Origin of the sequence: Aneurinibacillus soli (assembly GCF_002355375.1) — a bacterium.
Lineage (GTDB): Bacteria > Bacillota > Bacilli > Aneurinibacillales > Aneurinibacillaceae > Aneurinibacillus > Aneurinibacillus soli.
The window spans coordinates 1,079,027-1,091,715 of the sequence record NZ_AP017312.1 but is presented as its reverse complement, the minus strand read 5'-3'; the positions used below and the strand labels follow the sequence as shown (position 1 = coordinate 1,091,715).

The following is a 12,689-nucleotide window of genomic DNA, read 5'->3' as shown; positions in this document are numbered from 1 at the left end:
AGCGGGGAGAAGAGAAAGTAAGGAACTGTTTTATGTGCTCGCCCAGTGGAAGGGGGCTGGCAGACGAGCTTTTGCCCGCAGGCTTCTATGTGAAGCTGCCCTGGCTTGCGCTTTGCGGGCAAGTCTGCCGGACTCCTGGAGCGACCAGTTATCGCTTCTTTGTAGCACATAAAGAAGTGACGCACTTCTCTTCTCCCTGCTCCCCCACTACATTTCGCTGATCTCGTTCTTAAAAAACTATGCTGCAATTACGCGCTTGCTGTTTTTGTCTTTGGTGATTCGATTTTGCCCTGATTGTTGTACAGCTCAGGGTTGCTCTTTTGTTTGACGGTCTCTTCGGTAATGACGCACTTCACGATGTCATCACGGGACGGCAGGTCAAACATGATATCGAGCATGATGCCCTCGATGATAGAGCGCAGACCGCGCGCGCCCGTGTTACGCTTGATTGCTTCTTTTGCAATCTCGTGCAGAGCACTGTCTGTAAACTCAAGCTCGGCTTCGTCCATTTCCAGCAGCTTCTGATACTGTTTAACAAGCGCATTTTTTGGCTCTGTCAAAATACGAATCAGTGCTGGTTCATCAAGTGGTTCCAATGTTGTAATGACCGGAAGACGGCCAACGAACTCCGGAATAAGACCGAACTTAAGCAGGTCTTCTGGAAGTACCTTTTGCAGGAACTCGCCGGATTTCATATCTTTTGTACCGGATTCAATATCTGCTCCAAATCCGATGACTTTCTTACCAACACGACGTTTGATAAGCGATTCAATACCATCAAAGGCACCACCGACGATGAACAAAATGTTCGATGTGTCGATTTGAATGAATTCCTGGTGCGGATGCTTGCGTCCACCCTGCGGCGGCACACTGGCAACCGTGCCCTCCAGAATTTTCAAGAGCGCCTGCTGTACCCCTTCACCGGATACGTCGCGTGTAATCGACGGATTTTCCGATTTGCGGGCTACTTTATCAATCTCATCAATGTAGATGATGCCACGCTCAGCCTTCTCTACATCATAATCAGCTGCCTGAATCAGCTTGAGGAGAATGTTCTCCACATCTTCTCCAACATAACCAGCCTCGGTAAGCGATGTTGCATCCGCAATCGCAAACGGCACATTCAAAATGCGCGCCATTGTTTGCGCCAGCAGAGTTTTCCCGCTACCTGTCGGTCCAAGCATGAGGATGTTGCTCTTCGCAAGCTCTACATCATCAATTTTGGAGCCGGTATTGATGCGCTTGTAGTGATTGTATACCGCTACAGATAGCGCTTTTTTCGCCTCATCCTGGCCGATGACATAGTCATCAAGGAACGTGCGAATTTCCTTGGGCTTCGGAATTTCTTTGAGGTCAACTTCCTCTTCCGTGCCCAGTTCTTCTTCTACGATTTCAGTGCATAGTTCAATACATTCATCACAAATATATACACCCGGACCGGCTACGAGCTTACGTACCTGATCCTGAGATTTGCCACAAAATGAACATTTCAGCTGACCTTTTTCATCGTTGAACTTAAACATGGACTCACCCCTTACTTTTGTTCATTACGGGTGATGACTTCATCAATTAACCCGTATTCTTTCGCTTCAAGGGCACTCATAAAATAGTCGCGGTCGGTATCGCGCTCGATTTTTTCGAGCGGCTGGCCGGTGCGGTCTGCGTAGATTTGGTTCAAGTTCCCCTTCGTACGCAAAATCCAATCCGCGTGAATTTTGATATCTGTCGCCTGGCCGCGAATGCCACCAAGCGGCTGGTGAATCATGACTTCACTATGCGGAAGCGCATACCGCTTACCCTTTGCTCCGGCCATCAACAAGAACGACCCCATGCTAGCAGCCATGCCCATGCAAATCGTCGACACATCCGGCTTGATGAACTGCATCGTATCATAGATTGCCATGCCGGACGTAATCGATCCGCCGGGAGAGTTTATGTATAAGCTGATATCTTTTTCCGAATCCTCAGCTGCCAGGAACAAAAGCTGAGCAACAATCGCATTTGACACATCATCATCAATGGCAGACCCAAGTAGAATAATCCGGTCCTTTAGGAGACGGGAATAAATATCATAGGCGCGCTCGCCCCGGTTGGTGCTTTCAACAACATAAGGTATAACGCTCATTACTTATACAGCCCCCCTTCAAAATTATGTATGATTGGTTTGAAAAACAAGGCACGAATTATCGTGCCTTGTTCTATAGCTGAAAGGTAAGTATACGATTATTTGCTGTTTGCTACAAGAAGATCAATCGTCTTACGCATACGAATGTCTTGGTTCAGGCTTGCAAGTCCGTCACGGCCTGCGAAAATCTTGCGAAGTTCGTCAGCGGAACGCTTGTATTGCTCAGCCATCACATCAAGCTCAGCATTAACATCTTCTTCAGTTACTTCTACTTTTTCCGCTTCGCTAATCGCTTCGAGCACAAGAGATGTGCGAACACGCTTCTGTGCATCTTCACGGAACTGGTCACGCAGTTTTTCCTCATCAAGGCCTGTGAACTGGTAGTACAGGTCAAGGTTCATACCTTGATATTGAAGGCGCTGTGCAAAGTCATTCACCATATGGTTGATTTCTTGTTCAACCATAACTTCTGGAATGTCGATTGTAGCGTTAGCTGTTGCCTGCTCAATCAGCGATTCTTTTTTGAAGTTTTCAGCGTCTACTTTTGCTTTTTCTTCGAGTTTATTCTTAATGTCCGCTTTCAATTCATCAAGCGTGTCGAATTCACTTACATCTTTCGCGAATTCATCATCAAGCTCAGGAAGGTTTTTGCGTTTAATTTCGTTTACTTTCACTTTGAAAACAACCGGCTCACCCGCGAGGTCTTGTGCATGATAGTCTTCCGGGAATGTGACGCTAACGTCCTTCTCTTCGTCCTTCTTCATGCCGATCACTTGATCTTCGAAGCCTGGGATGAATGTGCCAGAGCCGATCTCGAGCTGATAGTTCTCAGCTGATCCGCCTTCGAATTCTTCCCCTTCTACAAAACCTGTGAAGTCAATGATTGCGAAGTCGCCAGTTGCTACAGCTGCATCGTCTTCGAGAACAACCAGTTCAGCACTGCGGTTTTGCATCGCTGTCAGTTCTTCTGCAATCGCTTCATCTGTTACAGCGAAATCTTTTGCTTCTACCGCAAGACCTTTGTAATCGCCAAGTTTTACTTCTGGCTTAACTGTAACAGTCGCTTTGAAGACGAGCTTTTGGCCTTTGCCCATTTGCTCTACGTCTACTTCCGGACGGTCAACCGGATCAATGCCTGTCTCTTGTACTGCTTCGGAATACACTTCCGGAAGGATGATGTCGAGTGCATCCTGATAGAGCGATTCGATTCCGAAACGCGCTTCGAAAATCTTACGCGGTACTTTGCCTTTACGGAAGCCCGGTACGTTAATTTTCTTTACGACTTTGTTAAATGCTTGATCAATTGCTTTGTCAACCCGAGTTTCTTCCACTTCAACAGTGAGAACACCCTGGTTATTTTCTAACTTTTCCCAAGTTGCTTTCATTTATGCTTTCCCCTCCTAAGATCCTATCAACAAATACACGTGCTACTGTTCATGAAAAACCGTACACTATGTACACCTGCCATTATAACCATTTCATTATATCATAATCAAATGGGTTTTCAACTGACCGGTGACACTTTCCATCCGAAGGCAAATCACCCACCAGATATAAGACCTGGCACCGCCTGAAGCTCCTGGTAACAGCGACTTACCGCCTGGCCGTCCACATCATATAGGTCTGCGATTCTCTCTACGGTTTGCCCTGTTCCGAGCAACTTTGTAACCGCATAATGAAGGGCCGAAGCCCACACACCTACACCATGTGCGTCAACATCTGGCACAAGAGGATAGGCCATAAAAAAGTAGGTTGTCCACAACTGAAGAGCAAGCGGCAGCACAGAAGCATCGTGTGCTTCAGTCACCCGCTCCAACTCATGCATTACCGCAGCCTGTCCCACCGGAAGTTCGCCGTCATCAAGCGGAACCTCACTGATGTCTACAGTAAGCAGACGACCGAATTTCCGGACTCCAATCATCCCCGCCTGTCCCTGCTCTTTGAGCGCACGCAACGCCAGTGTCTTAGCGACCGGATCGCCTCGCTCTCCTTCTATATACGAACGAAGAGCCGTAATGGTTGCATCATCGTAAATATATGTAAGCTGTTCAACTGCCGCAAGCTGTTCAGCCACCGTACCAGCATGCAGCATCGTACACAGCCGTTCCGCATACCCTTCTTGCTCATCGAGCCTACGCAGCACCGATGCTTCTACCATCTGGAACCGTCTCTCCCCGGATCCGGGAAACAAAACGACATTGTCTTGCTGCTTTTTATCCACTTCCTTCATGACAGGCCGCCTTCTCCATAAGCAGCCTGCAAACGATACGTGCCGCCCAATCCAGCCTGCCGCGTACCATCAAGCGCATAAAATACGACTTCCACTGTGATACATGCACCGTCTGTCTTCCCATCAAGTACCGCGTACGTCGCAATCGGGTGCGAACGTGGCAACAGTAAACTTCCGGGATTCAAAAACAATACGCCATCATCTTGCACACAAGTTGGCACATGCGTGTGTCCGAACAGCACAAGATTTGCGCCCGCCTCAAGAGCCCGATAGCGCAGCCGCATCCCGGTCTGCTTCACCCCATACGCGTCTCCATGCGTCTGCAAAATAACAAGCCCGTCCTGTTCCGTTATAAGCTCCTCTGGCATCACTCGATCCCGATCACAGTTCCCCTTTACATAAACAAAATCAGGTTCTTCTGCAATCGGATAGCATGCATCACCACAGTGAAAAAAACATGCCTCTCCATGGCGTTCTCGAATGGCTGCTAGATGCTCCATACTGCCATGTGTATCACTTACGACAACGAGCTTCATGCGAACCGCTCCGCAAGCTCTGCTGTAAGCTTCCGTACGGCAACACCCCGATGGCTCACTGCATTTTTCTCATCAGGTGCAAGCTCGGCCATCGTCCTCTCTTTCTCTGGCAAATAAAAGTACGGATCATATCCAAATCCATTTGTTCCGGATGCTTCGAGCACAATCCGCCCTTCACACGTGCCGCGAACAAGAATGATATCGTCCCCTGGTAACGCAAGCGCGAGTACAGATACGAATCGTGCCTCTCGTTCCGCTTCCGGCACATCCTTCATTAGCTGAACAAGCTTCGCGTTGTTATCCGCATCGGAAGCATGTTCCCCTGCGAAGCGGGCCGAATACACACCTGGCTTGCCATCAAGCGCAGCCACTTCCAGGCCGGAATCATCCGCAAGCGCCGCAAGTCCGGTCGCTTTCATGATTTCTTCTGCTTTTTTGCGAGCATTCGCTTCAAATGTTTCCCCGTCTTCTACGACATCCGGAAAATCCAGATCATCTTCCATCGTCAATACACGCACGTTCCAGTGACTGAACATCCGGGTAAACTCTTTGATCTTCCCTTTATTTTTCGTAGCCAGTACGACACTCTCCCATGGAAATGCTTCTTTCTTACGCATGACGAGCCGCTCCTTCTGTCTGGGTTCCAATCTGCGTGCTCCACTTGCCAATCGCTTCTTTTTGAGCTTCAATCAACTCTTCTACGCCTTTTTTTCCAAAGGCAAGCAGCTGCTGCAGCTCTTCCATGCTGAATGGCGCTTCCTCTCCTGTGCCCTGTACTTCTACGAACTTACCAGCTCCAGTCATCACGATATTCATGTCTACTTTTGCTTTGGAATCTTCTGCATAACACAGATCAAGATGCGCCTTTTCTTCCAGGATGCCCACACTTGTTGCTGCAAGATAATCCGTTACCGGCAATTTGGTAAGCTGCTGCTTCTCTATAAGTCCGCCCATCGCCAGCACCATTGCTACATATGCTCCCGTAATGGATGCCGTACGTGTGCCACCGTCTGCCTGAATCACATCGCAATCAAGCCAAATCGTCCGCTCCCCGAGCGCTTCCAAATTCACAACCGAGCGCAGGGCACGGCCAATCAAGCGCTGGATTTCTTGCGTACGTCCGTTAACCTTACCTCGACTTGATTCCCGCACATTGCGACTTTCTGTTGCACGCGGCAGCATCGAATATTCCGCTGTCACCCAGCCGCGTCCCTGATTGCGCATGAAAGGCGGCACCCTTTCTTCTACTGTGGCTGTACAGATCACTTTCGTATCGCCCACTTCTATTAATACCGAGCCTTCCGCATGCTTTATGTAATCGGTTGTCATTGTAACCGGTCGAATTTGATCGTACGTACGTCCATCTATTCGCATTCCATTACCTCCCAATTCGTAATATCTGGATTATTATAGCACAACACCTTACAGAACATGTACCATACACCAATAGCGAAACAAAAGAGAGGTGGTGTCTCCCCCTCTCCTTATCATTTCTAATATTTTTGTGCCTGTTCGACCATGGTACGGCTCACCGGCTTGGAATAGTCAATCGTTCCTGCTTTCACATTTTTCTTGCCGTCCACCATCACCTGCACTTTTTTGGCACCCGAATTCTCGATGAGTGATAGCACAACTGATTCCATCGCATCCGGACTTGCCTGTCCCTGATTGTATGATAGCAGTTTATTATCGAAATTAACCAGAACTGTATCCTTCTGCTGCTTGACGCTTAATACGTTCGCCTGAAGCAGTGGGGAGAAGAGCTGAGAATGTTGCTTCGGTCCCTGAATCAACTCTTTCATCGCTGCCAATCCGCGATTGTCTGTTTTCGGCACGTAACGTGTTACCGGAACAAAATAGGTAAGCTTGTCATTGACCTGGCCCTGGAAATATACCGTAACTGCCATCGCGCTTCCCGGTTTGACCCCTTCCGCTACTTCTACATTGATTCCCGTCTCCCGGCTAAGATGAGACACAGGCGTGCCTTTCACCGGCATCGCATCAAGCGGATGGCCGTTAATCCGGATGTTAACCTCTTTCACGGTATCGAACTCCGTCATCGCCCATGTTACCGCATCGAGAATTTTTTGTTCATCTTCGGCTTTGTATTTTTTGAATTCCTGTGAGAAATCTACGGTAGCTATCCCATTTTTAATCGTGATGCCAAGCACCTTCGTTCCACTCGGCAGCACCGCCTTGAACCCTTGCGGCAGTAGTTTCTCACCTTCTCCACCTTGGACCATGTAACCAAGAACTTGCTTCGCAGATCCTTTACCTTCTGAATGTGGCAGCTGTAGTGCCCATGGCACAACATAGCCGTCCGCATCAAGCACATACAGTTTTTGTACCTTCACTGCTTTATTCGCTTTCTGCTCAGAGCCAGTCTGCGGCGCCGTCACTTTCTCACTTGTTGCGGCAGATGGCGGCGTAAGCTGCGGTGGATCCATCTGTTGCGGACTTGAAACATCTTTTGGTCCGAACAGGCCGCAGCCGCTAAGTAAGAATACTGCACTAAGAAAAGCACCGACATATGGTAATTTGCGGGCCATAGTTTCCCTCCTCAGGCTCATTTTGTATTACTATGTATACGAGCCTTCTTGGGATGTATGCCTGCTTTGTCCAAATTTTATGACAGGCCCGCTTCAAGATCAATCTGCTTTGCCTGCACCTTAATGTTCAGCCATTCTTCGGCAATGGACATGAACAACTCTGAATTTCCACTTGTAAAAAATTGATGCATCGGATTCACAACATCTCCCCCGTTCGCTAACATACGTCTATGCCACAGCACCGTACTTAACTCACGCGCTGCTTCTTCCGCCGAACTTATTAGCGTAATACCTTCTCCTACGACTTCCTGAATAAATGGCGCGATTAACGGATAATGTGTGCAGCCAAGAATGAGCGTATCGAAGTCCTCTCCTGCAAGCGGTGCAAGCGCCTCCCGCACAATCGTGATGCCTTCCCTATCATGCAGCCGACCGCTCTCTACAAGGGGAACAAGGGTCGGACAGGCAAGACTTGTAACTTGAATTTGCGGATTAAGCTTTCGTAGCGCGGCAGCATATGCACCACTTCGAATGGTTCCTTCGGTGCCGATTACCGCAATTCGTCCCGTATCAGTTTCCTTAATGGCAGAACGAGCACCTGGCTCAATTACCCCAATCACCGGAATATCAAGCATCTCGCTTACTTCCTGTAGTACCACTGCGGCAGCCGTGTTGCATCCGATCATCAGCGCTTTTATCTTATGTTGCAACAAAAAACGGATCATTTGGAGCGAAAACTCCCGCACTTCTTCCGCCGGACGTGGACCATACGGACAGCGCGCCGTATCACCAAAATATAAAATATCCTCACGTGGAAGCTGACGCAGCACTTCTTTCGCTACGGTCAATCCCCCCACTCCGGAATCAATAATGCCTATTCCTCTTTTCATCAGTTCAGTCGCTTCCTTACGTGTAGAATCCTTCGTTAGTACCCAGTATATGGATATATAAATACCACGGTTCACAGTCCGGGCACATGCCCATTTTACGATACGCTTTCCCTTTGTCTACGTCAATCCTGCAATTTATACAGAAAACAGGCCTCCGCGTGTAAAACGCGAAAGCCTGTAGTCAATCATGATCTATCATCGTCCACCTTCTGCCAGGAAAGTGTACAGCTCTTCCATTGTATATATCCCTCTGTGACGAATTTCATTCTGAATAAGTCCCCATAATTGCGCCGTCATCTGTGCATCCGCCAGCGCTTCATGCCGCTTCTCTACACGTATGTTCATCGCATCCAGCACTTCTTCCAGCCCTGTACAGGCACTAAGCTCGGGGTATACGCATTCCACCATACGCTTCATTTCCAATACGCGATATGTAAATCTCGCCCGATACTTTCGCCATAGAAAATAATTAAAAAATTTAACCTCATGGCCGATGTACCAGCCAATTACGACAGTATCATGTAGAAAACCATTCAACTCCCCCATTATATCTGCCAAAACAGGGGCTTCTGCCACATCCTGCTCGGAGATGCCCGTCAACTCTGTTATCGAAAACGGAATCGAACAAGAAGGTCGAATGAATGTCGAGAAAATCTCATCCGTCAGTATCGGTCCCTTCATATGCACGGCTCCAATGGAGATGATCTCATCTCCATGCTCGGGATGAAATCCAGTTGTTTCGGTATCAAGTGATGTATATACGACTTGCTCCACCGGCAACTTACGAAATGCCTGCTGACGCTGTGATTCGCGCAGATAGGCTCTCACCTGCGCTTCTTCTTGCAGACTTCTGCCCCCTTGCCCGTAAAACATACTCATCTGCTGCTTTCCGATGCCGCGTGAGAGCAGCTGTGAAATGCGTGTGAAAAACGCAGACGACTGCTCTTTCATCGTTCATCCCCGCCCTGATTCCTTTTCCTGTAATTATATCGAGAGTCAACCGCTATAACAACTTTCATGTAAGATTATCTGACATAAAAAACCCGCCTCTTATAGAGGTGGGCTGCCCGTATTGGGAATTATTAAATTTTCAATTCACCTAAACGGACGAGTTCGACAACTGCCTGGGAACGACCTTTTACATTGAGCTTTTGCATGACATTACTGATATGATTACGGACGGTCTTTTCACTGATAAACAGCTGCTGCGCAATCTCTTTCGTCGTCTTGTCAAGCACTAGCAGTTCAAATACCTCTCGTTCCCGATTGGTCAATAGCGGCTTGGCTTTCTGTTCGTTACTCAAAAGTGCTACCCCTCCTTGGCCTGGGCTCTCAAGTGCAAGGCTAGGGATACAGTCATCATATATTTATGACCCGGGAAGCCAGGTGGTTCAAGGGATGGCTGAATTTGGGCCTGCGACACATTATATTCCAGTATGCTTTTCCTCCGTGCAGACGAAAACCTTGATTCCAGGGAACCGCGTTTGGATTTTTGCTTGATGTTCCACTCCATTGAGGAAAATCCAACGTGCCTCCCGCAGATCAAGCTCCTTTACTCCTACTTCATGAGTACTAAGCTGCAAGAGCGGGGGCGACAGCGAACAAAAAGCAAATACGACATCCCCAAAGGAAAAGCAGGCTGTCAAGCAGTCCTTAAGTCCGTACACGCCACGCTCATACGCAAGAAGATGTACAGGTTCGAGACCGAAGCGCTCGATTAAATGACGACTGTCAGCTTTCTGAGCTTCTGTCAGATCCTCTGTGTTATGGCGGGGCGAAATTACAGGGTAGTGAACCTGTATATACTTATACGGAATGCCGTGAAAAAACATGGGTTACATCGTCATCTCCATCTGTTCAAACTTTATAATACGCTCGCGCACCTGCGACGGAATGGGTGTGCTTCGTTTCGTTTCTTTTCCTACAAGTACAATTGTCCCGCTTCCGGTAGCCGCTACTTTATTTTTGTCTTTTACAACCAGACAATATTCAATATCCATCGACGTATTGCCAAGCCGTGCAACGCGTACAAGCAGCGTAGGATTTTCACGGAAGAAAAGTTCGTTGTGATAATGGCACGTAATATCTGCCGTTACAACCATAAATTCTGCTTTATCGTGCAGTACTTCATCCCCTATATCCAGTCGATCAAAATAATCAATCCGCCCCTGCTCGAAATATATGAGATAACTTACATTATTTACATGACCCGACATATCCGTTTCGCAGTAACGAATTTTGATATCGGTTTCAAAATGAAAGGTTTTCATCCATCTTTCAAGATCCGGCTGAATGTATGTCGCTTTTCCCATAGTTACACTCCTATCGTTTTCCCCTATTTTATCAGAACTATAAAAAAACAAAAACTCCCGTGTATTACGGGAGCTTCTCAATACATGTATCGCTTACGCCGTTACTGTCGGCGGCTCGCTATCATAGGCACATTCTTCAATTTCAAAACCGAGATCCTCAATCATTTCATGATCTACGCGCATCTTCTGGCCATCTGTCGTTAGATAATCACCGACGAAGATCGAATTGGCGGCGTACAGTCCCATCGGCTGAAGATGGCGCAGGTTGACTTCTCGCCCTCCTGCGATACGAATTTCTTTTGTCGGGTTAATAAAGCGGAACAACGCTACCACTTTAAGCGCTTTTACTGCACCCACTTTTTTCATGCTTTCCAGCGGTGTACCTGGAATGGCATTCAAGAAGTTGACCGGAATGGAATCAGCATTGAGCTCATACAAGGTATACGCCATGTCCACAATTTCTTCATCAGTTTCGCCCATGCCAATGATTACACCGGAGCAAGGTGACATACCAGCATCTTTGACCGCGTTTAACGTGTTCAGGCGATCTTCATATGTATGCGTAGATGTAATATTCTCATGATTGCTCGCTGCGGTGTTGATATTATGGTTGAATCGGTCTACCCCAACTGACTTGAGCTTTTTAGCTTGTTCCGGCGTGACGAGTCCCAGACAGGCACAAATTTTCATATTATGTTGTTCCTTAATCTCTTTTACCGCTTCAATGACATTATCGACTTCCTTATCCGTCGGACGGCGTCCACTCATGACGATGCAATATGTACCGGCTTTTGCTTCCTTCGCTTTCAGTGCCCCGTCTACCAGAACATCCTTAGAAAGTTGTGGGTATTTCTCAATCGGTGCATTCGATACAATTGACTGCGAGCAATACCCGCAATCTTCCGGACAAAGACCGCTTTTGGCGTTGATGATCATATTAAGCTTTACTTTATTGCCATAATAATGACTGCGGATACGGTATGCAGCCTGTAAAAGACTCAAGATTTCTGCATCCGGTGCCTGCAGAATAGACAGCGCTTCCTCTTTGCTCAATTGGCGTCCAGCTAGCACCTCTTCTGCCAGTACCATCCAGTCCGTTGTCGGTTTTGTTTCCATCACAGGTATGCTCATACGTCACTCTCCATCATTGTTAACTTTTTGTTTTTATCAGGTTAACAATAATTATACGGACTATTCTTTCACTATGTCAACCTGTTAGAATATCAAGTTGTCATTTAATATAAAAACCCCTGCATCCTATAAAAGAATGCAGGGGTTTCTCACTCACTTCTCTACTAGCTACGGAAGAAGTTTTTAATAGAATATAACGTAGTCGCACGATTCATCGCTGCGATTGACGTTGTAAGCGGAATGCCTTTCGGGCAAGACTGTACGCAGTTCTGGGAGTTACCGCAATCCGTAACGCCACCTTCGCCCATAATGCCTTCAAGGCGCTCTTCTGCGTTCATTTTACCTGTCGGGTGTTCATTGAACAGACGCACCTGGGAGATCGCAAACGCACCGACGAACGGTGATTTGTCATTTACGTTCGGGCATGCTTCGAGGCATACACCGCACGTCATGCAGCGGGACAATTCATATGCCCACTGGCGATCCACTTCTGGCATGCGTGGTCCTGGACCGAGGTCATGTGTACCATCGATCGGAATCCAAGCTTTTACGCGCTTCAGTCCATCGAACATACGGCTGCGGTCGATAGCCAGGTCACGTACAACCGGGAATGTGCTCATCGGCTCAAGACGGATCGGCTGTTCAAGCTTATCCACAAGTGATGTACACGATTGACGCGGCTTGCCATTGATAACCATGGAGCATGCACCGCACACTTCTTCTAGACAGTTCATTTCCCATACGATTGGAGCCACTTGCTTGCCATCTGCTGTTACCGGATTACGGCGAATTTCCATCAGGCAGCTAATGATGTTCATGTTCGGACGGTATGGGATTTTGAATTCTTGCTTATATGGTGCTGATTCAGGAGTATCCTGACGAGTAACAATCAAATGAATTGTTTTTTCAGCCATGA

Annotated in this window: 15 protein-coding genes; all 15 read right to left on the bottom strand. The window is 47.7% G+C overall.

The genetic code is table 11. The features are described from left to right. Positions 1 to 248: 248 nt before the first annotated feature. The 15 genes from clpX to sdhB all read right to left on the bottom strand — a co-directional run bounded on the left by clpX (position 249) and on the right by sdhB (position 12,687). Positions 249 to 1,523, bottom strand: a complete 1,275-nt coding sequence (gene clpX, locus CB4_RS05615; protein ID WP_096463949.1) for an ATP-dependent protease ATP-binding subunit ClpX — start codon at positions 1,521 to 1,523, stop codon at positions 249 to 251. Between the two features lie 11 nt (positions 1,524 to 1,534). Continuing rightward, positions 1,535 to 2,125 (bottom strand): ATP-dependent Clp endopeptidase proteolytic subunit ClpP, encoded by a 591-nt coding sequence (gene clpP, locus CB4_RS05610; RefSeq protein WP_096463948.1) that lies wholly within the window; start codon positions 2,123 to 2,125, stop codon positions 1,535 to 1,537. Between the two features lie 98 nt (positions 2,126 to 2,223). Beyond that, positions 2,224 to 3,510 carry a trigger factor gene (tig, locus tag CB4_RS05605; protein ID WP_096463947.1) on the bottom strand — a complete coding sequence of 429 codons (1,287 nt, stop codon included), beginning with the start codon at positions 3,508 to 3,510 and terminating at the stop codon, positions 2,224 to 2,226. A gap of 155 nt (positions 3,511 to 3,665) precedes the next feature. Then, positions 3,666 to 4,355, bottom strand: coding sequence for a hypothetical protein (locus CB4_RS05600; protein ID WP_096463946.1), 690 nt, complete (start codon positions 4,353 to 4,355; stop codon positions 3,666 to 3,668). Next, positions 4,352 to 4,891, bottom strand: coding sequence for a metallophosphoesterase (locus CB4_RS05595; RefSeq protein ID WP_096463945.1), 540 nt, complete (start codon positions 4,889 to 4,891; stop codon positions 4,352 to 4,354). Before CB4_RS05595 ends, CB4_RS05600 begins: the two co-directional genes overlap by 4 nt. Continuing rightward, positions 4,888 to 5,508, bottom strand: coding sequence for an XTP/dITP diphosphatase (locus tag CB4_RS05590; protein ID WP_096463944.1), 621 nt, complete (start codon positions 5,506 to 5,508; stop codon positions 4,888 to 4,890). Before CB4_RS05590 ends, CB4_RS05595 begins: the two co-directional genes overlap by 4 nt. After that, positions 5,501 to 6,265 (bottom strand): ribonuclease PH, encoded by a 765-nt coding sequence (gene rph / locus CB4_RS05585; protein ID WP_096463943.1) that lies wholly within the window; start codon positions 6,263 to 6,265, stop codon positions 5,501 to 5,503. The genes CB4_RS05590 and rph overlap by 8 nt, the downstream gene beginning before the upstream one ends. 119 nt (positions 6,266 to 6,384) lie before the next feature. Continuing rightward, entirely contained in the window at positions 6,385 to 7,440 is a 1,056-nt protein-coding gene (locus tag CB4_RS05580) for a GerMN domain-containing protein (protein ID WP_096463942.1), read from the bottom strand. Positions 7,441 to 7,517: 77 nt separating this feature from the next. Beyond that, on the bottom strand, positions 7,518 to 8,330 hold the full coding sequence (gene racE, locus CB4_RS05575; protein ID WP_096463941.1) for a glutamate racemase: 813 nt from the start codon (positions 8,328 to 8,330) through the stop codon (positions 7,518 to 7,520). A 195-nt stretch (positions 8,331 to 8,525) separates the two neighbouring features. Further along, on the bottom strand, positions 8,526 to 9,281 hold the full coding sequence (locus CB4_RS05570; protein WP_096463940.1) for an exonuclease domain-containing protein: 756 nt from the start codon (positions 9,279 to 9,281) through the stop codon (positions 8,526 to 8,528). A gap of 131 nt (positions 9,282 to 9,412) precedes the next feature. Then, entirely contained in the window at positions 9,413 to 9,634 is a 222-nt protein-coding gene (locus CB4_RS05565; protein ID WP_057897830.1) for a helix-turn-helix domain-containing protein, read from the bottom strand. Positions 9,635 to 9,754: 120 nt separating this feature from the next. Then, complete coding sequence (locus CB4_RS05560; protein ID WP_096463939.1) at positions 9,755 to 10,162, bottom strand: hypothetical protein; 408 nt, start codon at positions 10,160 to 10,162, stop codon at positions 9,755 to 9,757. Positions 10,163 to 10,165: 3 nt separating this feature from the next. Next, the gene (locus tag CB4_RS05555; RefSeq protein WP_096463938.1) at positions 10,166 to 10,642 is read right to left on the bottom strand and encodes an acyl-CoA thioesterase; all 477 of its coding nucleotides are present in this window, start codon (positions 10,640 to 10,642) and stop codon (positions 10,166 to 10,168) included. A gap of 93 nt (positions 10,643 to 10,735) precedes the next feature. Further along, positions 10,736 to 11,773: a biotin synthase BioB gene (bioB, locus tag CB4_RS05550; protein WP_096463937.1), complete on the bottom strand. Its 1,038-nt coding sequence runs from the start codon at positions 11,771 to 11,773 to the stop codon at positions 10,736 to 10,738. A 164-nt stretch (positions 11,774 to 11,937) separates the two neighbouring features. Further along, positions 11,938 to 12,687, bottom strand: a complete 750-nt coding sequence (sdhB, locus tag CB4_RS05545; RefSeq protein ID WP_096463936.1) for a succinate dehydrogenase iron-sulfur subunit — start codon at positions 12,685 to 12,687, stop codon at positions 11,938 to 11,940. Positions 12,688 to 12,689: the final 2 nt, after the last annotated feature.